Source organism: Aquabacterium sp. OR-4 (assembly GCF_025290835.2).
GTDB lineage: Bacteria > Pseudomonadota > Gammaproteobacteria > Burkholderiales > Burkholderiaceae_C > Pseudaquabacterium.
The window spans coordinates 1,505,595-1,528,533 of record NZ_JAOCQD020000001.1 but is presented as its reverse complement, the minus strand read 5'-3'; the positions used below and the strand labels follow the sequence as shown (position 1 = coordinate 1,528,533).

Here is a 22,939-nt window from a genome sequence, read left to right as displayed (position 1 = left end):
ATTCCGGTGCCAAACAGCCCGGTCTGGCGGGCCGCTGCAGGCTGCGACAAAGCCGCAGCCTGCTCGGGCCGTCACGTGGACTGGGCTGCCTTGACCGCGGCCTTGGCCTGGGTGGCCAGGGCCGTCTTGGCGGCGGCGTTCGTCGAGGCATCGGTGACCGCCTTTTTCGCGCCGTCGAGCGCACCGGCCACATAGGCCGCATTGCTCTGGGCCGCGGCGATCTGGCTGGTGGCCTCCTGGGCATGGCTCTGGGCGACCGTCACGCGGGCCTCGTAGATGGCCGCGTTTTTCGTCGTGATGGCCACGTTCTGTTCGGCCATGGCCTTTTCTGCCTTGACCAGTGCTTCGGCCTGGGCCGACTTGCCGGCCTTGTCCTGCGCGGCCACCAGGGCGTTGAGGGCGTCCTGCTCGGCCGCCTGGGCCGCCGTGAACGCGGCGCGCTTGACCATGGCGGCCTGGTAGGCCTCGTTGTAGGTGGTCTCGGCGTCCTTTTGCTCGCCCGCGGCCTCCTTGTACTCGTCCAGCGGCGCGAAGAAGCCCTTGCCCTTCAAGAGGTTCTCGGCCAGCTGGATATCGGATTGGCCACCCGCCGCGCCGATGGCGGCCATGAAGGTGTTGCCGCGTGCCTTGCCGACCGCCTTGCCCAGCTCGTTGGTCGCGTCGGTGGCCTGGTTGGCCTGCGACAAGGCCAGATCGGCCGCCGCCCGAGCGGTTTCCAGCCGGGTCTTGGCCGCGTTGAAGGCGTCCAGATCGGCCTTCGCGGTGGCCGCCGCCACCGGGATCGCGGCGGTCTTGTCGTCGGCCAGTTTCTGCCAGCGCTGGGTCTCGGCGGCATTGCTGGCCACATCGGCGCGGGCACTGGCCACCAGGGCCGTGGCCTGGCTTGCGCCGGCCGTGGCGCGCGCCACGTCCTGTGTGGCTTGCTGCAGCAGGGCCTCGCGCTGCGTCACCTGGCTGCGGGCCGCGGCCAGCTCGCGCTCGGCATTGGCCTGGGCATTGGCGGCGGCGGCAGCCTCCTCACGCTTGACCGCCAGGTTGGCAAGCTGCCAGTCGGCAGCGGCCTTGCCGGCGGCCTGGTCGGCGGCAATCTTGGCCTGGTTGGCCTGCTCGGCCTCGGCCTTGGCCTCGGCTGCCGCAGCGGCCGTGATCCGGGCGAAGTTGACGAGGAAGTTGTACTTCTGGATGTCTTCCGTCCGGGTCTTGTCCTGCTTGGCGGCGTTGGCCGCGGCCAGTGCGGCCGCGGCCTCGTCCTGCGCGGCCTTGGCCTTCTTCTGGGCTTCGGTGGCGCGGGCGCTGGCCAGCGCGGCAGCGGCCTCGGTGGCCTTCTTGGTGGCCTCGGCGGCCACCATGTTCATCTTGGTCGGCGACATGCCGATCTGCAGGTAGCCGGCCTCCAGCAGGTATTGGCGGTCGGCGTCGCGGCTTACGCGGTACCGGCCCTGGTTGTAGACGACGTTCTCGTCCGTGGTGGACGTGGCGTTGGCGGCGCTGGCCATCACCTCCTGAAGCTGGCGCTGCAGCGTGGCGAGGTCGGCACTGTTCTTGTTGTTCAGCGCGTCGTTCACCAGGCGTTGGGCTTGCTGGGCCGCGTCCACATGGGGGCCGGTGACCCGGGCCCCGACCTGCCAGCTCGTCAGGCTGGCAATGAGCCCGCGCAGGTGCTCGAGCTGGGCGATGACGCCGGCCTTCTGCGGCGAGTCTGCATTCAGGCGGAGCGCCGTTTGCTGGGCTTCGGCGCTGGCCTGCGTTGCCCGCTCGGCATCGGCGTTCGACTGCCGCGACGTCTGGTTCGCGTTGTTGACCTGGTCGCTGTTGCGCTGCGTGATCGAGGTGGCGTCGCTCACCTGCTTGGTCGCGGTGCCCAGGTTCGTGGTCGTCACGACGTCGAACGCATTGGCGATGTTCAGTCGGTCGGCCTTCTGGGTGGCGGTGACGCGGGTGTCGGTGGCGGCTTGCTCGGTGGACTCCTTGTCCAACTGAGACAGCGCCGCGGTGAGCTTGGCCTCGGCAATGCGCTGGCTGTCGCCGAGGGTGGCAACAGCCGAGGCGGCCTTGTCGGACTCGGTGTGGGTGTCGGCGGCCTGCAGTGCTGCGGTGCGTGCCGCCAGGCCGTCCTTGCTGGCCTGGAGCTGGGCTTTCAATGACGCCAGGGTCTTCTCTTCGCTGGCCGGTGGCGTGGCCGCATCCCTGGCCGCCTGGGTGGCGGCGGCGGTTGAGGCCTGGGCCCGGGCCTGTGCCGCGTCGGCCGCCTCCTGGGCCTGGCGTGCGGCCGTGGCGGCCGTTTGGGCCGTGGCCTTGGCGTTGGCCAGCGTGTCCTGCGTGGTCAGCAGATCCACCAGCGCGGCCTTGACCTTGGGGTCGAGATTCTCGAGCGAAGCCTGGGCCTTGCCGATCTGATCGGACCCAAGCCACTTTTTCTGGTCGGCGCTGAGCTGGCCCGGGTTTGCCGCATTCTTCATTGCCAGCGCGAAAGCTTCCAACACGATCTTGGCGTTGGCGACCAGGTTCTGGATCGTGTTGGCACGGCTCATGGGCATCGGGCCGGCGACGGTGGTGGTGCCGGCCGTGCCTGTTGCTGGGGGCGTGACCGGGCTCGACTGGCCCAGCATCGTCGTCAGAGCGGCGCTGCCGCTGCCGACGATGGCGCTGGAGGTGCTTGCATTCACCTGGCCGCTGCCGTCCCTGTCCGTGGGCGACTGCGGGCGCTGGATGATGGCCACCGTGTTGGCCAGCGTCGGGCCGGTGGCGGGGGAAGTCGTCGGCGTGGGGGCTGGAGCTGGAGCTGGAGCGGGAGCCGGAGCCGGAGCCGGAGCTGGTGCTGGTGCTGGTGCTGGTGCTGGTGCTGGTGCTGGTGCTGGTGCGGGAGCCGGAGCCGGATCGATGGTGAGCGTGCCGTCGTTGAGTGAAGTGACCTGGTAGTTGCCGTGCACGCCCACCGTGGTGCCGCTCACCTTGTAGGCATTGGGCCCGCTGGCATAGGTGCCAGCCGCGGTGGCGGCGTTGGCGGCGGAGCCCACGCTCAGGCCAAGCAAGGCCTGCAGGTTGTCCCCATTGGCCACCCCCTGGCCCCCGACGCTGAAGCCCACCGTGGGGTTGCTGGCATCGCCGTAGCTGCGGCTGCCCGCGGCATTGCTGCCGGCGCTGAGGCTGATCTGGCGCGGATCGACGGTGAGGGTGCCGTCGTGGATGGCGGTGACCTGGTAGTTGCCGTGTACGCCGGTGCTGGTGCCGCTGATGCGGTAGGCATTGGTGCCGCTGGCGTAGCTGCCGGCTGCGGTGGTGGCGCCGGCCGCCGAGCCGACGCTGTAGCCCAGCAGGGCCTGCAGGTTCTCGCCATTGGCGGCGCCCTGGCCGCCGATGGTGACACCCACCGTGGGGTTGCTGGCGTCGCCATAGCTGCGGCTGCCTGCGGCATTGCTGCCGGCGCTCAGGCTGATCTGGCGCGGTGTGATGGTCAGCGTGCCGGCCACGTACTCCACGCGATAGCCGCCCTGGTCATCCGGGGTGGCGAGCGTGAGCGCGCTGGGTGTCAGGCTGTAGCTGCCGGCGTTGCTGGCGCCGCCGCCGGCCGTGACCGTGGGCGTGCCGCTGAAGATGCTGGCGTCGGCACCCGTCACCGTGGCGGTGAAGCCCGAGGCCGCAAGGCCGTTGTAGACCGCCAGCCGGTTGTCGGCGATGACGAACACGGTCTTGAGCTGATCGGCCAGCAGCGGGTAGCTGCCGTCGCGCAGTTCCCAGCCTGTGCTGCTGTCCCAGGCCGGCGCAATGCTGGCGCCGTTGACGGCCGTGGGCAGCCTGAAGTTGGCCGCCGTCTGCATCTGCGCAGTCGTCATGCCGGTCACCTCGTTGGCGAGCTGGCCGCCGCTGGTGGCCTGGCGGCTGCTGCTCGTGTCCCAGAAGTTGGCCGACAGCAGGCCGGGCAGGTTGCCCGGGTTGTCGAAATAGCCGACGAAGCCGCCCACGCCCGCGCTGGCCACGCCGGCGTTGACCTCGCCGCGTGCGTAGTTGGCCACCATGGACGAGCCGGTGTAGCCCGCCAAGCCGCCCACGTCGGCCAGGCCGTTCACCGCGCCGGTGGCGTAGCTGCCGCCGATGCTGCCGCTGATGTGCACACCCACCAGGCCGCCAATGCCACCGGCCAGGCCGTGGCCCAGGCTGGTCTGGTCGCCGCTGGTGGCGTTGACGCTGACCTTGGCGTGGCTGGCAACGATGGCGCCGCCGTTGAAGCCGACCAGCCCCCCGATGGCGGTGACGCCGTCGTCGCTGCTGCCGGGGTTGGCGCCCACGCCCGCGAGGTCTCGGCCGGTCACGACGCTGGTGCCGTTGCCGCTGGCCTTGGCGTAGCTGTTGGCGATGCGGCCCTCGTTGCGGCCCACCAGCGTGCCCACGTGCGACAGGCCGCTGACGTTGGCATCGATCAGGCCGACGTTCTGCACCAGGCCTGGCGTGCTGGCGAAGGTGACGATGTCGGTGGTCGGGCGCAGCGCGCCGAACAGGCCGACGTGGGTGTTGTTGGCCCCCGCACCCGAGATGGTGAGGCCGGTGATGGTGTGGCCCAGGCCATCGAAGAGGCCATCAAAGGCGCTGGCCTGGTTGCCGATGGGCGTCCAGTTGGCGAGCGCCGGTGTGGTGCTGGTGTCGAGGTCGGTGCCCAGCACGTAGTTGCCGCTCAGGCCCAGGTCCTCGAGGCCCACCGACTTGCCGGCCACCTTGTCGGCCGAGGCGACGACGATGCTGTAGTGCAGGGTCGTGGTCGGCGTGGTGGCGCCGTCGCGCAGGTAGGTGGTGGAAAAGCTCGCGCTGGGCGAGAGCCTGACCGGGGCCGTCAGGCGGTAGCTGCCGGCGGCGGGCAGCAGGTCGTCGGGTGTGCCGGCCTGGCCGAACTGGAAGGCCAGGCCGCCGGCGCCCGTGACGCTGATCGGCGCATTGACGCGGATGTCGCGCCAGGCGTTGAGCGTGAGGGTCTTGTCGCTGCTCCAGCTCACGCTGTCGTTGACGTGGATGTCGCCGTTGCCGCTGCCGCCGCTGCTGCAGCTGGCACCCGCCGAGCAGCTGGTGCTGGTGTCGGTGGTCTGGATGGTGATGTTGTTGCTGGCCAGGGCCTGTGACAGCGCCGTGCCGGTGATGTTGCCGTTGCTCGCCGCGATGGTGAAGTCCTGCGGGTCGAGCAGCCAGATGCCCGTGCGGCCCTGGGGCGCGCCGGTGTCCACCCGGGCCTGGCCGGTGATCTGCAGCTGGCTGGCGCTGGTCTCGATGAAGCCGCCATCTCCTGCGGCCTGGCCGCCACGGGCGCTGAGGCTGCCGCTCACCAAGGTCTGGCTGGCGGGGTTGGCAAGGTCGGCCAGCAGCGTGGCCGAACCACCGCGGCCCTGGGCGCCGGCATCGACCGACACCTGGCCGCTGTGCAGCAGCTGGCTGCTGGCGAGCAGGCGCACGGTGCCGCCGTCGGTGCTGAGGCCTTGCGCTGCGACGCTGCCGCTGTTGACCACCTGGCCCAGCAGGCCGGCGGCCGATTGCGCCGAGAGCACCACCAGGCCGGCATCGGCCTGCACCAGATGGCGGTTCTCGACCAGCGTGTCGATGCTGGCGCGTTCGACCTGCACGTCAACCAGGGCGTTGCCGCTGATGTTGAGCGTGATGGCCTCGCCGGCGGCCAGGGCCACGGTGCCCTGCGGGGCCACGATCGTGCCTTCGTTGCGCACTTCCGGCGCCAGCAGGCCCACGTAGCGGGCGCTGAGTTCGCCCAGGTTGAGCACCTGGCCGCGCGCGCCGTCCCGCGTGAAACGGTAGCGGCCAGCCAGGAAGTCGTCGTCGCGCAGGTTCAGGCTCGAGGCCACGAGGCCGCCCACATCCACGCGCGCACCAGCGCCGAACAGCACGCCGTTCGGGTTGACGAGAAAGACCTGGCCATTGGCCTTGAGCGTGCCGTACACGGCCGAGGCATCGCTGCCGAGCACGCGGTTGAGCGCGATGGCCTGCGCCGAGGGCTGCACGAAATTCACCGTGGCCTGGCTGCCGATGTCAAAGCGCTGCCAGTTCAGGATGGCCTGGTTCGAGCTTTGCTGGATGTTCAGCGTGGCGCCACTCTGGCTCAGGCGGGCCTGGCCGGCCACCACCTGGCCGCCGGTGGGCAGCGCGCTGGCTGGCGGCGCCTGCGCGCCGGCGTTCTGGCCCAGCAGGGCAATCAGGCCGGCGAGCACCGAGCCGGCCATGCCGGCACGGCGCGAGCTGGGCTTGCCGCGCGTGCAGGCGGCTTCGTGCGCCACCACCCAGGTTTGGCGGGCGTCGCTCCAGATCAGCGTGTAGGTCTTGTTCATGGGTACTTCGTCTCGCTCAGAACGTGGCGTACAGATGGATCCAGGCCCGCGTGCGACCGGCGGCGCCATCGGCGTTGTGGCCGCTGGCATCGGCGCCTGGGTTGCGGCCCAGGGCGCGGGCCAGCGTGGCCCGCAGCGTGGCCTGGGGCGTCGGGCGCCAGACCGCGGTGAGGCCGGCCGCGCTGAGCGCGTAGCGGTTGTCCAGCGCGGGCTGGCCGGCGTTCCAGCCTGCCCAGGTGCGGTGGTTGAGCTGCACGCGGCCGTGGTCCAGGAAGACCCCCAGCTCGGTGGCCTCGTTGAGCTGGCGCACGAGATCGGCGCTGCCGATCCAGCCCTGGTCGCCCGTGCCTTCACCCACCGGGTAGGCGCGCACGCCGTTGGGGCCGCCCAGCGAGAAGCGCTCGGTCGAGTCCAGGTTCTTGTCGGCCAGCTGGCCGCGCAGCGCGCCGCTGACGCGCCAGGCGCCAGCCAGCGTCTGAAGGTAGGACAGGCTGGCGCTGAGCTTGTTGAAGCGGCCCTGCACCTGGCGCGCGGCGGCATCGGCGGCCAGTGCACCGGCGTTGGCCTGATCGCTGTCGCCCACGGTGAGGCCAAGGTCGAACTGCAGCATGCCCGGGGCCCAGAGCGCGCGCTCCACGCCGTCGAGCTGGCCGTCGAGCGCCAGGCCGGCAACCTGCACCCGGCGGCGGCTGGTCTCGCCCACCACGGTGCGGTCCACCAGGCGTTTGCTGTCGGCATTGAACAGCACGCCCAGGCTCAGGCCGTTGCGCCGGGCCAGCGGCAGGCTGGCCACCACGCCGGCGGTGCCGGCATCGCCACGCGATTCAAGTGCGGCCAGCGCCGGCTGCACCACGCGGTAGTGCATCTGCGAGGCGTTGAGGCCCACGCGCAAACCGCTGTGGCCCACGGCAATGCCGTAGTCCAGGCGGCCGAAGGCGCTGCCTTCGGACAGGTTGGCGGTGAGGGCCACGGCATCCAGGTGCCCGCTCAGGTTGCTGAGCACGAGGCTGCCGCCGAGCTGGGCTTCACCGGTGCTGGTGCTGCCCTGGTTGCTGACGCCAAGCTGGCCGGTCAGCCACGGCTTGGCGGTGGCGGTGACGGTGATGTCGACCTCGGCTTGCGCCTGCCCCGTGGCCAGCGCCGACCGCACGGCCAGGCCCGGTTGCTCGTTGAGCACATTGAGCGCCTCGCCCAGGCGATGGAGGTCGAAGGTGTCGCCACGGCCGAGGCGGTGGTCGATGAAGCCGGCCACGCGTGAGGCGTCGATGTGCGGGTCCGTGGCATTGACACGCACGCCGCCGCGCCGGCCTTCGATGACCTCCAGCGTCAGCACGCCACTCTCGATCTGCTGCGGCGGTGCAAACACGCGGGCCAGGTAGCCACGCCGGGCGTAGTGGGCCGACAGCGTTGCCGCCGCGCCTTCGAGTTGGCGAAAGCCCAGCTCCTTGCCCACCAGATCGCGCAGTTGCGCCTGCAGCTCGGCCTCGCTGATCAATTGGGCGCCGCGGATGCGAAACGCGTTGATCAGCACCCGCGGCCCGGTCTCGGGCGCCTGGGCCGCAGTGGCTGCGGGTGCGGGCGCGGGTGCGGTGGCCGGTTCGGTGGCGGGCGGGCGGGGCTGCTGGCGCAGCAGGCTGCCCGCATCGGGCGCTGTCTGTGCCTGCGCCCCCGTGGCCAGCGAGGCCGCCCCGAGCGTTGCCAGCATCAGCCGTGAAAGAGTGCACAGGGTCGGCCAGCCGACCGGATCGGGACGATGTGGGTTCATGAGCAACTGCGATGTGGAGTTGCTCTTTCGGCACCAATGCCGTGCAGGTTAGGCCGCGCCGGTGCCTGACGGCACCTGTTGGCTCGCCAGGTGTGCGAGGCTTCGCGAATCTGCACCCCGTGTGCAGCACTCCGCCAGGGCCGCCTTGCCCGGCCCTCACCGCCGGGAGGGTGGGCGTGCGCTCAACCCGCCTGCGACCCCCGGTGCGCCCAGCCGGTCATGCGCCGCTCGAGCACCGAGAAGGCCTCGTACATCAGCATGGCCATGGCGCCCACCACCACCAGGCCGGCAAAGGCCAGGCCCATCTGCATGGAGCTGCCGGCGCTGACCAGCAGGTAGCCGATGCCCTCGTTGCTGGCCGTCATCTCGCTGACCGTGGTGCCCACGAAGGCCAGCGTGATGGCCACCTTCAGGCTGCCAAAGAAGTAGGGCATGCTGCGCGGCAGGCCCACCTTGATCAACACGTCCCAGCGGCGGGCGCCCAGCACGCGCAGCACGTCTTCCAGCTCGGGCTCCAGCGTGGCCAGGCCGGTGGCGATGTTCACCGTGATCGGGAAGAAGCTGATCAGAAAGGCCGTCAGGATGGCCGGTCCGGCACCGATGCCCAGCCACACCACCAGGATGGGCACGAAGGCCGCCTTGGGCAGGGCGTTGAAGCCGGTCATCAGCGGGTAGATGGCGGCGTAGGCCAGGCGCGAGCTGCCGATCAGAAAGCCCAGCAGCACGCCGATGACGATGGCCAGGCCAAAGCCCGCCAGCGTGACCCACAGCGTGCGCCAGGCGTGCTTGGCGATCTCGCCCTTGAACTCGTTGAGCTGCTGGGCAATGCGCGCCGGGCTGGGAAAGATGAACTCGCTGACCGAGAAGGCCGAGCACAGCCCCTGCCACAGCGCCAGCACGGCCAGCAGCAGCAGCCAGGGCGCCCAGGTTTCAAGCCGCCTGCTGCTGCTGCTGCTCATGGTGTCACTCCCACGCCGGGCGTGCCCACCGGCTTGCGCATGGCGCCGATGTGGCCGCGCAGCTCGTGCACGATGTCGGTGAAGGCCGGTGTGTAGGTCAGCTCCAGGTCGCGCGGGCGCGGCAGCTCGATCTCGCGCCGCACCACAAAGCGGCCGGGGCTGCGGCTCATCACGTACACCGTGTCGGCCAGAAACACGCTCTCGCGCAGATCGTGCGTGACCAGGATGACGTTGAACCCGCGCGCCGCCTGCAGGTCGCGCAGCGTGCACCACAGCTCTTCGCGGGTGAAGGCATCCAGCGCGCCAAAGGGTTCATCCAGCAGCAGCATCTTCGGCTCGTGGATCAGCGCGCGGCAGATGCTGGCGCGCTGCTGCATGCCGCCCGAGAGCTGCCACGGAAAGCGGTCTTCGTAGCCGCCCAGGCCCACGCTTTGCAGCAGCGCGCGCGCCTTGGCTTCGTACTCGGCCTTTCTGCGCTTGAACTGGCTGCGGTGCGGCTCCACGATCTCCAGCGGCAGCATCACATTGGCCACCACCGTGCGCCAGGGCAGCAGGCTGGGCGCCTGGAAGGCCATGCCGGTGATCTTGAGCGGGCCGGTCACCGGCTGGCCGCCGATGTGCACCGTGCCCCTGCTGGGCCGCTTCAGGCCGGTGGCCAGCTTCATGAAGGTGCTCTTGCCGCAGCCCGACGGGCCGACGATGGCGATGAACTCGCCTTCGTTCACCTTCAGGTCGATGGCCTCGACGGCGTACTTGCCCTGCGCCAGCAACTCGTCGTTGTAGGCCAGCCAGACGTCGTTGAAATCCACGAACGGCGGCGTGCCCGCCGGGGCTGCGGTGGCACCCATCACTTCTTGGCCGGCTTGGCCGCCGCAAAGATGTCGCGCTCGGCGGCCGGCGGCAGGTAGCTGCCGTTCCACACCGCGTCGGGGTTGATGCGGCCCTTGGTGGCGTAGGCGTCGGCCACCTGGCTGGCCATCAGCGCCAGGCGCGGCGGCTTCACGTCGCCAAAGCCCTCGGCCCTGGCATCGGCGGTGGCGATCGACGACTCGATGGCCATGCGCAGGCGGCGCTCTTCCAGCTCGGCGTTGGCGATGCCGTCGCGCTCCTTCACCAGGGCCACGGCAGCCTTGGGGTCGGCGATCACGGCCTTGGCGCCCTTGGCAAAGGCGCGCAGAAAGGCTTTCACCGCCTCGGGGTTCTTCTTGAGGTAGTCCTCGCCCACGATGATGGCGTTGCCGTACAGCTTCACGCCGAACTGCGGGTAGGCCATCACCGCCACATCCTCGGCCTTGACGCCGCGCGCCTCCAGGCTCAGCAGGCTGGTGAAGCTGAAGCCGGTGATGGCGTCCACGTCGCCGCGGGCCAGCATGGTTTCGCGCAGCGCCGGCTCCATGCTGATCCAGTTGACCGCGCCCACGCCATTGGCCTTGGCAAACACCGGGAACGCACGCCGCCCGGCGTCGAACACCGGCGCGCCCAGCTTCTTGCCGGTGAGATCGGCCGGGCCCTTGAGGCCGGTCTTCTTGAGCGACAGCACCGCGGCCGGTGTGTTGTTGTAGACCATCATCACCGCCACCGGCTTGTTGGGTGCAGCGGGGTTGTTGGCATGAAACTCCATCAGCGCGGCCAGGTCGGCAAAGCCCATGTCGTAGGTGCCCGAGGCCACCCGGTTGACCGCATTGGCCGAGCCGTTGCCGGCATCGACCGTGACGTTCAGCTTCTCGGCCGCGAACAGGCCCTTGGCCACCGGATGCAGGAAGAAGGCCGACGGGCCCTCGAAACGCCAGTCGAGCTGGAACTTGACCGGTGTCTGGGCCTGCACCGGCAGTGCGGTGGCCAGCGTGGCGGCGACGGCGGTGCCCAGCGCCAGGCGGCGGGAGAAAAAGCGGGCCATTGGCAAAGCTCCTGTGCAATTGAATCTGGTGCACGGCCCTGCTGGCCGGTGCACACCGTCAGCTCTGCAAGCTTCGTGCGCGCTGCCTTGGGTGCAGCTGCGGGCGCCGGCCCGGTGCATGGGCTGCCGGGTGGGGCATGCGGTGCCCCGTGGCGGGGCGCGTGCGCCGCGGCGGTGCCGCCAAGGGCGGCGGCAGCAGGGCATGTGCTTTGCTATCCAGCTGGTGGAGCCCGGCCTTGATGCGGGGCCATCACAACCCTCCCCATCGTGAAGATATCAACCATGCAACCCTTTGCCCTGCGCCCCCTGATGGCTGCCCTGGCCCTGGCCGCCGTGGCCGGCGGCGCCGCCGCCCAATCCTCGGTCACCATCTTCGGCCTGGTCGACCTGTCGGCCGGCCGCACCCAGGCGCCGGGCGGGGCGGCCGTCAAGGGTGTGGAGAGCGGCAAGATGACCACCAGCTACTGGGGCCTGCGTGGCCAGGAAGACCTGGGCGGCGGCCTGTTCGGGGTGTTTTCGCTGGAGAGCTTCATGCGCAGCGACACCGGTGCGCCGGGCCGCTTTGATGGCGACGGCTTCTGGGCACGCAACTCCTTCGTGGGCCTGCGCAACGAGCTGGGCACGCTCACGCTGGGGCGCAACACCACCTCCTTGTTCGTGCAGACGCTGCAGTTCAACGCGCTGGGCGATTCGTTCGGCTACTCGCCCAGCATCCGCCACTACTTCACCAGCGGCACCACCACCGGCGACACCGGCTGGAGCGACTCGGTCAAGTACGTCAGCCCCAAGCTGGGCGGCTTCACGGCCACCGCCATGGGCGCGCTGGGCGAGGGCAACGGCGGGCGCAACATGAGCCTGGCCGGCCACTACGGCGCCGGCGACCTGGCGCTGGGCGCCACCTGGCAGAAGGTGGACAAGGGCGCCAGCGTGGCCGACACCACCACCTGGCAACTGGCCGGCTCGTATGCCTTCGGCCCGGTGCGCCTGTTCGGGCAGTACGGCGAGGTCGACAACCGCAGCACGCGGGTCGACTACACCATTGCCGGCCTGGGCGCCGCCTGGGCCGTCACCGGCCAGGGCAGCCTGCTGCTGCAGGTGGGTCGGGTCAAGCCCGCCACCGGCGCCAAGCGTGGCACGGTCAGCGGCGGCTACGACTACTACCTGTCCAAGCGCACCGACCTGTATGCCGTGGTGATGAGCGACCGGCTCAGCGGCGCCAAGAACGGCACCAGCTACAGCGTGGGCGGGCGCCATCGCTTCTGAGCGGGCGTTGCGGGTTGGCACCAAGGGGGAAACACCCGCGGGCCCGGGGCATGTGCGCTCCTAGAATCATGGCGCACTGCACAAAAGGAACTGTCCGACATGCCAGCCCACCGCCGCGCTGCGGCCGCCGACGACGCCACCCCTGGCGCTGACGCCGGTCCGCGGATCCTGAAGAAGTATCCGAACCGGCGGCTTTACGACACCCGCACCAGCAGCTACATCACGCTGGCCGACGTGAAGGGCATGGTGCTCGGCGGCGAGGTGTTCGAGGTGCGCGACGCCAAAACCGGCGACGACCTCACCCGCAGCATCCTGCTGCAGATCATCCTCGAGGAAGAAACCGGCGGCATGCCGATGTTCAGCACCACCATGCTGGCGCAGATCATCCGCTTCTACGGCCATGCCATGCAGGGCATGATGGGCTCGTACCTTGAGAAGAACCTGCAGACCTTCGTCGACCTGCAGGGCCGCTTTGCCGAGCAGAGCAAGGGCCTGTACGACGGCAAGGCCTTCACGCCCGAGGTATGGAGCCAGTTCATGAGCGGCCAGGCGCCGCTGATGCAGGGCCTGATGGGCAACTACCTCGAGCAGAGCAAGAACCTGTTCGTGCAGATGCAGGAGCAGATCCAGGCCGGCGCGCTGTTTCCGGGCATGCCGGGCTTCGGCGCCAAGAAGCCCTGAAAGCGGCCGGCGCGGCCCGGCCCCTTGCCTGCGCCGGCCGGCGCCGCGCGCCATCGGGGACAATCGGGCGATGCACGAGTCCCCTGACACCACCGCCGCCAGCCGCCCCGCCAGCGCGCCACCCAAGATCGGCTTTGTTTCGCTGGGCTGCCCCAAGGCCCTGACCGACAGCGAGCTGATCCTCACCCAGCTCAGCGCCGAGGGCTACGCCACCAGCAAGACCTTTGCCGGTGCCGACCTGGTGATCGTCAACACCTGCGGCTTCATCGACGATGCGGTCAAGGAAAGCCTCGACACCATTGGCGAGGCGCTGGCCGAGAACGGCAAGGTCATCGTCACCGGCTGCCTGGGCGCCAAGGCCACCGATGACGGCACCGGCAACCTGGTGCGCCAGATGCACCCGAGCGTGCTGGCCGTCACCGGCCCGCATGCCACGCAGGAGGTGATGGACGCGGTGCACGCCCACGTGCCCAAGCCGCACGACCCCTTCGTGGATCTGGTGCCCGAGGCGCGCGCGCTGTTTCGCGGCGAGGCCGGCATCAAGCTCACGCCGCGCCACTACGCCTACCTGAAGATCAGCGAAGGCTGCAACCACCGCTGCACCTTCTGCATCATTCCCAGCCTGCGCGGCGACCTGGTCTCGCGCCCGGTGGGCGATGTGCTGGGCGAGGCGAGGGCGCTGTTCGAGAACGGCGTCAAGGAGCTGCTGGTCGTCAGCCAGGACACCAGCGCCTATGGCGTGGACGTGAAGTACCGCACCGGCTTCTGGGACGGTCGGCCGGTGAAGACCCGCATGACCGAGCTGTGCGTCGCGCTGGCCGAGCTGGCCGCCGCGCATGGCGCCTGGGTGCGGCTGCACTACGTCTATCCGTACCCGCACGTCGACGAGCTGCTGCCGCTGATGGCGTCGGGGCAGATCCTGCCCTACCTCGACGTGCCCTTCCAGCACAGCCACCCCGATGTGCTGCGCCGCATGAAGCGCCCAGCCTCGGGCGAGAAGAACCTCGAGCGCCTGCTGGCCTGGCGCGCGGCCTGCCCCGAGCTGGTGATCCGCAGCACCTTCATCGCCGGTTTTCCGGGCGAGACCGAAGAAGAGTTCGAGCACCTGCTGAACTTCGTGCGCGAGGCGCAGATCGACCGCGCCGGCTGCTTTGCCTACTCGCCGGTCAAGGGCGCCACGGCCAACGAGCTGCCCGGTGCCTTGCCCGACGAGGTGCGCGAGGAGCGCCGTGCGCGCTTCATGGCGGTGGCCGAGCAGGTGTCGGTGCAGCGCCTGGCGCGCCGCGTGGGCGCCACCATGCAGGTGCTGGTGGATCACGCGCCGGGGCTGGGCCGCAAGGGCGGCCGTGGCCGCAGCTTTGCCGATGCGCCCGAGATCGACGGCGCCGTTCGCCTGCTGCCGCCCGAGAAGGCCAGCAAGACGCTGAAGGTGGGCGAGTTCACCAAGGCCCGCATCGTGGCCGTCGAGGGCCACGACCTGGTCGGCCTGCCGTTCTGATTGCCCCCGGGCCGGCCGCGGCCGGCCGTCCCCACACGGGGAACCAGGACCGTGGCGTGGCCACATTGCCTGGTGCGCCCCATCCGACGAGATGCCGCCATGCCTGATTCCGACGACTTGATCACCGGCCTGATCCACCACCCGTACCAGCCGCCCGAGGGCTGGGCGGCCGTGCCACCCGGCGTGTTCAAGGCCTCGACGGTGATCTTTCCCAGCGTGGCGGCGCTGCGCGGGCGCAGCTACACCGCCAAGACCGGCTACACCTACGGCCTGCGCGGCACGCCCACCACCTACCAGCTGGAAGAGCGCCTGGCCACGCTGGAGGGCGGGCGCCATTGCATCCTGTCGCCCAGCGGCCTGGCGGCCATCACCCACGTCAACCTGGCGCTGCTGGGCCAGGGCGACGAACTGCTGCTGCCGGCCAATGTCTACGGCCCCTCGGCCGACCTGGCGGCCAGCGTGCTGGCGCGCTGGGGCATCACGCACCAGCTCTACGACCCGATGAACCCGGCCGACCTGGCCGCGCGCATCACCGAGCGCACGAAGCTGGTGTGGCTCGAGGCCGCCGGCTCGGTGACCATGGAGTTCCCCGATCTGACGGCCCTGGTGGCGGCCGCCCGGGCGCGCGGCGTGCTGACCGCGCTGGACAACACCTGGGGCGCCGGCCTGGCCTTTCGCGCCTTTGATCTGGGGGTCGATGTGGTGATGCATGCGCTCACCAAGTACCCCTCGGGCGGCGCCGACGTGCTGATGGGCGCAGTGCTCACGCGCGACGACAGGCTGCACCAGCGCCTGCTGCGCGTGCACGGGCAACTGGGCCTGGGCGTGGCGGCCAACGACGCCGAGCTGGTGCTGCGTGGCCTGCCCACGCTGGCGCTGCGTTACCACGCCCACGATGCCGCGGCGCGCCAGCTGGCGGCCTGGCTGGCCAGCCAGCCGGGCGTGACCCGGGTCTTGCACCCGGCGCTGCCCGGTGCGCCGGGCCATGCCCACTGGGCGGCGCACTGCACGGCGGCGGCTGGGCTGTTCTCGGTGCTGCTCGATCCCGGCCTGCGCCGCGAACAGGTGGACGCCTTTGTCGATGCGCTGCGCCTGTTCAAGATCGGTTTCAGCTGGGGCGGCCCGGTCAGCCTGGTGGTGCCCTACGAGCTCGACGGCATGCGTGCCGACCGCTCGGCGCTGCCCGGCCACCTGGTGCGCCTGTCGATCGGGCTGGAGGCGGTGGCCGATCTGCAGGCCGACCTGGCGCAGGCCCTGGCGCTGCTGGCGCGGCCCTGAGCCCGGCCTGCGCCGCGTTGCGTGGCGGCTGCAGTGGTGAACCCGGGTGGGTATCTGGCCCGGGTGGGCGCGCACAACTGCGCGCCGCGTTCGTAACCGGGTGTTCGCTGGCGGCGCCGATCGGCTATACCGTCGGCTTGGCGTCCGCGGCCTGATCGGCCCGAGGCAGGGCGCCACCACCGCGTCAAACACCGCCGAGAACACCAGCCGTCATGTGGGACTCATCGACCATCGAACTGCCAACCGGCGCGCTCACCCAGCCGATGGGTCTTGAGCCGCATGCGCGCCCGGCCTGCCTGGTGGTCTACAGCGGCGCCGAAACCGGCCGCCGCCTGGTGCTGGAGCCCGGCAGCTCGGTGATCGGTCGCGGCCACGGCGCCAGCCTGTACCTCGACGACCCGAACCTCAGCCGCCGCCATGCCGAGCTGCAGGTGTCGGCGCAAGGCATCTGCCTGCGCGACCTGGGTTCGTCGAACGGCAGCTGGGTGAACGGCCGGCGCATCGAGCAGCCGCAGTGGCTGGCCGATGGCGACCGGGTCTGCCTGGGCAAGCTGCAGCTGCGCTTTCTGGCCGCCGGCAACCCTGAATCGGCCGTGCATGCGCGCGCCTGGCACCTGGCCAACGTGGATGGCCTGACCGGCGCATGGAACCGCCGCTACTGGCGCGATGCGCTGGCCACCGCCGTGCGCCTGGCGGCCCAGGGCGGCCCGCCGCCGGCGGTGCTGTGCGGCGACCTCGACTTCTTCAAGCGCGTCAACGACCAGTACGGCCACAGCGCCGGCGACACGCTGCTGCAGCAGGTGGTGCAGCGCGTGCAGGCGCGGCTGCGCCAGGGCGATCTGCTGGGCCGCCTGGGCGGCGAGGAGTTTGGCGTGCTGCTGCCAGGCACGCCACAGGCCACGGCGCTGGCGCTGGCCGAGCGGCTGCGCGAGGCCGTGGCCAGCCAGGGCTTCATGCTCGATGACGGCACTGGCGGCGGCAACCTGCAGCACCACCAGACCATGAGCTGGGGCGTGGCCTGCTGGTCGCTCGAGCGGGCCGACGCACCGGCCCTGATCGACCTGGCCGACCGCCGCCTCTACGAGGCCAAGCACGGCGGACGCAACTGCGTGCGCGGCTGAGCAGGCGTTTCGCGCGGCCTGTCGGCTGCGGTGCAGCGGCGCCCCATGGCGGCCCTGCCCGGGGCGTGTGAACGGCCGCTGCCGCAGCGGCCGCCAGAACAGTGGAATCGAAGTCACGTTCCACGGCCCGACGCCGCTGCTCTGGGCTGTTGGCTGGGCGGTCACCCCCGCGTGTGCGGGGCGGGTAGACCAGGGCTCCTGACTAGCATCGCGGCTGTCCTTGCGTTGCCTTGCACGAGCAGCAACATTCCAGCCACGCTTTCTCAGAAATGCCCAGCCAAGCCATGCCCATTGCCCGACCTTCCCTCACGGCCGCCAGCCTGTTGATCTGCGCCCTGGTGCTGAGCGCCTGCGGTGGCGGCAGCGAGACCGAGGCCGAGCGCACGGCCCAGCAGGCCGATGACCTGGCCAGCCGCACCGTGGTCTCGGACAGCGCCCAGCCCAGCGACGCCGATCCGCCCGCACTGCAAGCCGACGGCACGCCCGCCAGCCCGGCGCCGACCATGCGCGCCCAGGCCGCCGCGGTCACCCCGGTGGACAGCGAAGCGGCCATCGAGGCCGGCAACCTGTTGTTCCACGATGTGCGGCTGTCGGCCAGCGGCCGCATGTCCTGCGGCACCTGCCACGTCGAGGGCTCGGGCCATGCCGACGCGCCGGGCACGCGGCTGCCGCTGGGCGGGCCCCTGCTCGACCAGGCCGGCATGCGCTCGTCGATGACCGGTCGCTACCTGAACCTGACGCCACCGTTCCGCCTGAGCCTGCTGGGCACGCCCTCGGGCGGCTACCTGTGGGACGGCCGGGCCGACGACCGCTTCGGCCAGGCCTTTCACGGCGGGCCGTTCTTCAACCCGGTGGAGCAGGCGCTGCCGGGCAGCGCCACCGAGCCCAAGGCCCTGACCGACCTGGTGCGCAGCGCGCCGTACTGGCCGCAGATCCAGGCGCTGTACGTCGATGCGCCCGAGAAGATCGCCAGCGACACCGCGCTGTTCAAGGAGGTGGCGGTGCTGCTCGAGGTGTACCAGCGTGGCGACGCCGACTACAACCTGTTCGACAGCAAGTTCGACCAGGTGCAGGCCGGCAAGGCCAGCTTCACCGAGGCCGAGGCGCGCGGCTGGGCGCTGTTCAGCAACCCGCAGCGCGGCAACTGCGTGGCCTGCCACACCGCCTCGCTGACCAAGACCTCGCTGTTCACCAACTTCGGCTATGCCGCGCTGGGTGTGCCGCGCAACCATGCCGGCCCCAAGAACGCCGACCCGGCCTACTTTGACCTGGGCCTGTGCGCCCGCGAGAAGGCCCGCACCAACAACGTGGCCGATCTGCTGGTCAAGCTGCTGCCGCGCTACTGCGGCCTGTTCAAGACGCCCACGCTGCGCAACGTCGAGCACACCGGCCCGTACTTTCACAATGCCGCGGTGACCACGCTGGAAGACGCGGTGCGCTTCCACTTCGAGCGCGACACGCAGGCCGCGCGGTGGTATCGCAAGGCCGATGGCTCGGCCGACCGGCGCTACAACGATCTGCCCTGGTACTACCGCGGCAACCTGGCGGCGGGCCGGCCGTTCAATGGTGCCTGGCAGCCGGGCAACCAGGACATCGCCGACCTGCTGGCCTTTCTCAAGACCCTGAACGACGCCGACCAGGGCACCGGCACGCCGCACTGAGCGGCCAGCGGCGCCCGGTGGGCGCCGGCCTCACTGGCCCGACGAACCGCTGCCCGACTCGCCGCCCGGCGACGACAGCAGCGGGATCGAGCCCTCGGCACCGCCCAGCAGGCCGGTGCGGGTGTAGATGCCCAGCTTGTCGCGCGTGTCGCTGATGTCGAGATTGCGCATGGTCAGCTGGCCGATGCGGTCGGCCGGCGTGAACGCGGCGTCTTCCACCTTCTCCATGCTCAGGCGCTCGGGCGCGTAGGTGAGGTTGGGGCTGGCGGTGTCGAGCAGCGAGTAGTCGTTGCCGCGGCGCAGCTCCAGCGTCACCTCGCCGGTGATGGCGCGTGCCACCCAGCGCTGGGCGGTCTCGCGCAGCATCAGGCTTTGCGGGTCGAACCAGCGGCCCTGGTACAGCAGCTTGCCCAGGCGGCGGCCATTGGCGCGGTACTGCTCGATGGTGTCTTCGTTGTGGATGCCGGTGACCAGGCGCTCGTAGGCGATGTGCAGCAGGGCCATGCCCGGGGCCTCGTAGATGCCGCGGCTCTTGGCCTCGATGATGCGGTTCTCGATCTGGTCGCACATGCCCAGGCCATGGCGGCCGCCGATGCGGTTGGCTTCCTCGAACAAATCGACCGCGCTGGCAAACGTGCGGCCGTTCAGTGCCACCGGCTGGCCTTCCTCGAAGCGCACGGTCACCTCTTCGGCCTTGACCACCACGTCGTCGCGCCAGAAGGCCACGCCCATGATCGGGTTGACGATGCGGATGCCGGCGTTCAGGAACTCGAGGTCCTTGGCCTCGTGCGTGGCGCCCAGCATGTTGCTGTCGGTGCTGTAGGCCTTTTCGACGCTCATCTTGTAGTCGAAGCCGTTGGCGATGAGGAACTCGCTCATCTCCTTGCGGCCGCCCAGCTCGTCGATGAAGGTCTGGTCGAGCCAGGGCTTGTAGATGCGCAGCGCCGGGTTGGCCAGCAGGCCGTAGCGGTAGAAGCGCTCGATGTCATTGCCCTTGTAGGTGCTGCCGTCGCCCCAGATGTTGACGCCGTCGTCGCGCATCGCCACCACCAGCGCGGTGCCGGTCACGGCGCGGCCCAGCGGCGTGGTGTTGAAGTAGGTGGCACCGGCGGTGGTGATGTGGAAGGCCCCGCACTGGATGGCGGCAATGCCCTCGGCCACCAGCTGCGCGCGGCAGTCGATCAGGCGCGCCATCTCGGCGCCGTAGGCCAGGGCCTTGCGCGGGATCTCGTCGTAATCCGTCTCGTCGGGCTGGCCCAGGTTGGCGGTGTAGGCGCAGGGCACGGCGCCCTTCTTGCGCATCCACAGCACGGCGGCGCTGGTGTCCAGGCCACCGGAAAACGCGATGCCGACGCGTTCGCCGACGGGAAGCTTCTGAAGGATGTTGGCGCCCACGGGGGAGATCTCGCTGCTGGAAGTTGACGGAAAACCCGCGATTTTAGGCTGCCGCGGCCGGTCGCCGGCGGGGCCACAGGCCCAGCACCAGGGCCGTGCCGGCCAGGATCACCAGGCCGCCCAGCAACATGGGCAGCGTGAGGGCCTCGCCCAGCACCAGCGCGCCCCAGGCGCTGGCGAACACCGGCACCAGAAAAGTGACGGTGGCGGCTGACGTGGGCCCCACGCGGGCGATCAGCCGGAAGTACAGGATGTAGGCCAGCGCCGAGCACAGCAGCGCCAGTGCCGCGGCCATGGCCCAGTGCGCCGGCGAGGGTGGCGTGGCCGGCCAGGTGAGGGCGGCCGGCACGGCCAGCGCCAGCGCCGCAGCGGCCTGGGTGCCGGTGGCCAAGGCCATGGCCGGCACGCCGCTCAGGTGCCGGCGCGAGAAGTTGCCGGCATGGCCGTACATCAGCGTGCCCAGCAGGCAGGCGCCCACGGCCAGCGCGGCGCCGCCGTCGAGCTGCCAGCCGCCGAGCGTGCCACCGGCCAGCGACTTCTGCAGCGCCAGCCCGGCCACGCCGGCAAAGCCGATGGCCAGGCCGAGGGCGCGCGGCCGGCTCAAGGGGTCACCCAGCCAGGCCCAGGCGATCAGGGCCGTGGTCATGGGTGTGGCGGCATTGAAGATCGAGGCCAGGCCGGCCGGCAGCGTGAGTGCCGCGTAGCCGAAGCACAGGAAGGGCAGGCCCGAATTGGTGAGGCCCAGCACCAGCATCAGGCGCCAGTGCGCGCGCAGCGCCGGCCACTCGCCGCGCCACACCAGCAGCGGCAGCAGCATCAGCGCCGCGCCGGCCACCCGCACAAAGGCCAGGGCCACCGGCCCGAAGGCCGGCGCCGCCAGGCGCATGAACAGGAACGAGCTGCCCCAGATGGCGGCCAGCAGCAGCAGGTCGATCAGGTCGCGGCTTTTCATGCGGCGAGGATCGAGCGCTGCGCGCCTTCCAGCTGCAGCAGCGCCTGCTTGCGCTGCAGGCCGCCGGCATAGCCGGTGAGGCTGCCGTCGCGGCCCAGCACCCGGTGGCAGGGCACCAGGATGCCGACCGGGTTGCGGCCGATGGCGGCGCCGGCGGCGCGCACCGCCGCCGGCCGACCCACGCTGGCGGCCACCTCGGCGTAGGTGCTGGTGCGGCCGTGGCCGATGGCCAGCAGCGCCTGCCACACGGCGCACTGGAAGGGCGTGCCGTGCAGATCCAGCGCCACGGCCGGCGGCGGCTGGCCGTCGAAGTACAGCGCCAGCGCCTGCGCGGCGGCCTGCAGATGCGGGTGGTGCGGCGTGTCGGGCACGTTCAGCGTGCCGGGGTGGTGCTGCTGGGCATCGAACCACAGGCCGGCCAGGCCGTGCGCGGTGGCGGTGGCCAGCAGCAGGCCCAGCGGGCTGGCGATGCGCGTCTGCGCCTCGATCTTGGGGTGCGGGGTCATGGGGTGGTCTCCAGGTGCTTGCACGGCCCGGCGGGCAGGCCGGGGCGCTTGGCCGGGGCTTCGTCCGTGCGCAGGGGCGGACTGAGCTCCAGGCTCAGCCACAGGTTCATCACGGCATAGGCGCGCCAGGGCCGCCAGGCCTCGGCCTGGGCGCTGGCGGCCTTCACGTCGCGGGTGCCCAGCGCGTTGAGGATGCCGATGTCGCTGGCCGGCCAGGCGTCGGGCCAGGCCAGCGCGCGCATCGCGATCAGCTGCGCGCTCCAGTCGCCGATGCCGGGCAGGGCGGTCAGCGCATCGAGCGTGGGCTGCAGCGGGGCAGCGCGGTGCAACTGCAGCTGGCCGTCGGCCACCGCCTGGGCCAGCGCCTGCAGCGCACGCACGCGCTGGCGCACGATGCCCAGCGTGCCGATGTCCTCGGGTGCCGCGGCGGCCAGCGTGGCGGCGCTGGGAAACAGCCGGTCGAGCCCGGCAAAGGGGGTGTCGAGCGGCGTGCCGAAACGCTCGACCAGGCGCCGGGTGAGGGTGCGCGCCGCGGCCACCGTGACCTGCTGGCCGAGGATCACCCGCATCGCCGATTCAAAGCCGCACCAGCCACCCGGCACGCGCACGCCAGGGCGCGCCGGGCCGGGCAGGCCGGCCATCTGCGCATCGATGCGCGCCGGGTCGGCATCCAGATCGAGCGCCTGGCGGGCGCGCTCGCGCACCGCGGCCACTGCCGGCATCAGGCTGGGCGCCAGCGCCAGGCGCAGCTCGTGCCGATCGGCATCAAAACGCGCCTGCACCCAGCCGGCCAGCACCTGCCCCTGGTGCCTGAGCGCCAGCGTGCGCCGCAGCGCGAGGCCGTCGACCTGCTCGATGCCGGGCAGCGCACGCGCGCCCAGAAAGCTCAGCACGCCGGCCAGGTCGTAAGGTGGCCGCCAGGCCAGGCGCAGCTCGTCGCCGGCGGCATGGGCCGCGTGCCTTGCCAGGCCCGCATGGGCGGCGCTGCGCGGTGCTGCCGCGGCCGCCGTGCCATCGGCCGACTGCTTGCGCAGCGCGCCGGGCTGCAGCCGGTAGCGCTGGGCAAAGGCGGCGTTGAAGCGGCGCACGCTGGCAAAGCCGCTGGCCAGGGCCACCTGGGTGACCGGCAGCGAGGTGTCGGTGAGCAGCTGCTTGGCCAGCAGCAGGCGCTGGGTGGTGAGCCAGGCCATCGGCGTGACGCCATGGGCGCGCTGGAAGATGCGGCGCAGGTGCCGGTCGGTGATGCCCAGGCGGGCCGCCACGCCGGGCAGGATGGCCGGCAGCGCGTCATCCACGCCCTCGTGCACCGCCTGGGCCAGCAGGCGCGCGGCCTGGGCGGCCAGCACATCGGACGAGTCGGTCAGCGACAGGCCGGGCGCCAGCTCGGGCCGGCAGCGCAGGCAGGGGCGAAAGCCCGCCGCCTCGGCCAGCGCCGCCTGGCCGAAGAAGCGGCAGTTCTCGCGCCGCGGCTGGCGCACCCGGCACACCGGCCGGCAGTAGATGCCGGTGGAGGTGACGCCGACGAACAGCCGGCCGTCAAAGCGCGCATCGCGGCTGCGCAGCACCTGGTAGGCGGCATCGCCCTGCAGCGCACCCTCGCTGCCGTCGCCGTGGGTGGTGAGGGGGGTGTGGGTGGGGCGGGGCAT

General features: G+C 71.0%; 15 protein-coding genes. 6 read left to right on the top strand and 9 right to left on the bottom strand.

Features of this window, described 5'->3' with window-relative positions; all coding sequences use genetic code 11:
• Positions 1-71: 71 nt before the first annotated feature.
• From N4G63_RS06475 to N4G63_RS06455, 5 genes are all read right to left on the bottom strand, one after another.
• Positions 72-6,317 (bottom strand): two-partner secretion domain-containing protein, encoded by a 6,246-nt coding sequence (locus tag N4G63_RS06475; RefSeq protein ID WP_314599482.1) that lies wholly within the window; start codon positions 6,315-6,317, stop codon positions 72-74.
• A gap of 16 nt (positions 6,318-6,333) precedes the next feature.
• Positions 6,334-8,022: a ShlB/FhaC/HecB family hemolysin secretion/activation protein gene (locus tag N4G63_RS06470; RefSeq protein WP_314599481.1), complete on the bottom strand. Its 1,689-nt coding sequence runs from the start codon at positions 8,020-8,022 to the stop codon at positions 6,334-6,336.
• Between the two features lie 242 nt (positions 8,023-8,264).
• Entirely contained in the window at positions 8,265-9,041 is a 777-nt protein-coding gene (locus N4G63_RS06465) for an ABC transporter permease (protein WP_260785531.1), read from the bottom strand.
• On the bottom strand, positions 9,038-9,889 hold the full coding sequence (locus N4G63_RS06460) for an ABC transporter ATP-binding protein (RefSeq protein ID WP_260785532.1): 852 nt from the start codon (positions 9,887-9,889) through the stop codon (positions 9,038-9,040). The genes N4G63_RS06465 and N4G63_RS06460 overlap by 4 nt, the downstream gene beginning before the upstream one ends.
• A complete protein-coding gene (locus N4G63_RS06455) occupies positions 9,889-10,938 on the bottom strand; it encodes an ABC transporter substrate-binding protein (RefSeq protein WP_260785533.1) in 1,050 nt (349 codons plus the stop codon). The genes N4G63_RS06460 and N4G63_RS06455 overlap by 1 nt, the downstream gene beginning before the upstream one ends.
• Before the next feature lie 282 nt (positions 10,939-11,220).
• Here N4G63_RS06455 and N4G63_RS06450 point away from each other — a divergent pair, with 282 nt between their 5' ends.
• From N4G63_RS06450 to N4G63_RS06425, 6 genes are all read left to right on the top strand, one after another.
• Positions 11,221-12,201 (top strand): porin, encoded by a 981-nt coding sequence (locus N4G63_RS06450; protein WP_260785534.1) that lies wholly within the window; start codon positions 11,221-11,223, stop codon positions 12,199-12,201.
• A gap of 99 nt (positions 12,202-12,300) precedes the next feature.
• A complete protein-coding gene (gene phaR, locus N4G63_RS06445) occupies positions 12,301-12,882 on the top strand; it encodes a polyhydroxyalkanoate synthesis repressor PhaR (RefSeq protein WP_260785535.1) in 582 nt (193 codons plus the stop codon).
• Positions 12,883-12,952: 70 nt separating this feature from the next.
• Positions 12,953-14,380 (top strand): 30S ribosomal protein S12 methylthiotransferase RimO, encoded by a 1,428-nt coding sequence (gene rimO, locus N4G63_RS06440; RefSeq protein WP_260785536.1) that lies wholly within the window; start codon positions 12,953-12,955, stop codon positions 14,378-14,380.
• A gap of 99 nt (positions 14,381-14,479) precedes the next feature.
• Positions 14,480-15,658, top strand: coding sequence for a PLP-dependent transferase (locus tag N4G63_RS06435; protein ID WP_260785537.1), 1,179 nt, complete (start codon positions 14,480-14,482; stop codon positions 15,656-15,658).
• A 212-nt stretch (positions 15,659-15,870) separates the two neighbouring features.
• Entirely contained in the window at positions 15,871-16,779 is a 909-nt protein-coding gene (locus tag N4G63_RS06430; protein WP_260785538.1) for a diguanylate cyclase, read from the top strand.
• A 284-nt stretch (positions 16,780-17,063) separates the two neighbouring features.
• Complete coding sequence (locus N4G63_RS06425; RefSeq protein ID WP_260785539.1) at positions 17,064-18,440, top strand: cytochrome-c peroxidase; 1,377 nt, start codon at positions 17,064-17,066, stop codon at positions 18,438-18,440.
• Between the two features lie 30 nt (positions 18,441-18,470).
• Here the strand turns inward: N4G63_RS06425 and argG are convergent, their stop codons facing one another.
• From argG to N4G63_RS06405, 4 genes are read right to left on the bottom strand one after another with little or no spacing between them, the layout of a single operon-like run.
• Entirely contained in the window at positions 18,471-19,835 is a 1,365-nt protein-coding gene (argG, locus tag N4G63_RS06420) for an argininosuccinate synthase (protein WP_314599480.1), read from the bottom strand.
• Positions 19,836-19,878: 43 nt separating this feature from the next.
• Positions 19,879-20,787, bottom strand: coding sequence for a DMT family transporter (locus N4G63_RS06415; RefSeq protein WP_260785541.1), 909 nt, complete (start codon positions 20,785-20,787; stop codon positions 19,879-19,881).
• Entirely contained in the window at positions 20,784-21,293 is a 510-nt protein-coding gene (locus N4G63_RS06410; RefSeq protein WP_260785542.1) for a methylated-DNA--[protein]-cysteine S-methyltransferase, read from the bottom strand. Before N4G63_RS06410 ends, N4G63_RS06415 begins: the two co-directional genes overlap by 4 nt.
• On the bottom strand, positions 21,290-22,939 hold the full coding sequence (locus tag N4G63_RS06405) for a DNA-3-methyladenine glycosylase 2 family protein (protein ID WP_260785543.1): 1,650 nt from the start codon (positions 22,937-22,939) through the stop codon (positions 21,290-21,292). The genes N4G63_RS06410 and N4G63_RS06405 overlap by 4 nt, the downstream gene beginning before the upstream one ends.

Coding starts and splice junctions, on each gene's coding strand:
- N4G63_RS06475 (WP_314599482.1), bottom strand. CDS start 6,317: ATGAACAAGACCTACACGCTGATCTGGAGCGACGCCCGCCAAACCTGG.
- N4G63_RS06470 (WP_314599481.1), bottom strand. CDS start 8,022: ATGCTGGCAACGCTCGGGGCGGCCTCGCTGGCCACGGGGGCGCAGGCA.
- N4G63_RS06465 (WP_260785531.1), bottom strand. CDS start 9,041: ATGAGCAGCAGCAGCAGCAGGCGGCTTGAAACCTGGGCGCCCTGGCTG.
- N4G63_RS06460 (WP_260785532.1), bottom strand. CDS start 9,889: ATGGGTGCCACCGCAGCCCCGGCGGGCACGCCGCCGTTCGTGGATTTC.
- N4G63_RS06455 (WP_260785533.1), bottom strand. CDS start 10,938: ATGGCCCGCTTTTTCTCCCGCCGCCTGGCGCTGGGCACCGCCGTCGCC.
- N4G63_RS06450 (WP_260785534.1), top strand. CDS start 11,221: ATGCAACCCTTTGCCCTGCGCCCCCTGATGGCTGCCCTGGCCCTGGCC.
- phaR (WP_260785535.1), top strand. CDS start 12,301: ATGCCAGCCCACCGCCGCGCTGCGGCCGCCGACGACGCCACCCCTGGC.
- rimO (WP_260785536.1), top strand. CDS start 12,953: ATGCACGAGTCCCCTGACACCACCGCCGCCAGCCGCCCCGCCAGCGCG.
- N4G63_RS06435 (WP_260785537.1), top strand. CDS start 14,480: ATGCCTGATTCCGACGACTTGATCACCGGCCTGATCCACCACCCGTAC.
- N4G63_RS06430 (WP_260785538.1), top strand. CDS start 15,871: ATGTGGGACTCATCGACCATCGAACTGCCAACCGGCGCGCTCACCCAG.
- N4G63_RS06425 (WP_260785539.1), top strand. CDS start 17,064: ATGCCCATTGCCCGACCTTCCCTCACGGCCGCCAGCCTGTTGATCTGC.
- N4G63_RS06415 (WP_260785541.1), bottom strand. CDS start 20,787: ATGAAAAGCCGCGACCTGATCGACCTGCTGCTGCTGGCCGCCATCTGG.
- N4G63_RS06410 (WP_260785542.1), bottom strand. CDS start 21,293: ATGACCCCGCACCCCAAGATCGAGGCGCAGACGCGCATCGCCAGCCCG.
- N4G63_RS06405 (WP_260785543.1), bottom strand. CDS start 22,939: ATGCCCCGCCCCACCCACACCCCCCTCACCACCCACGGCGACGGCAGC.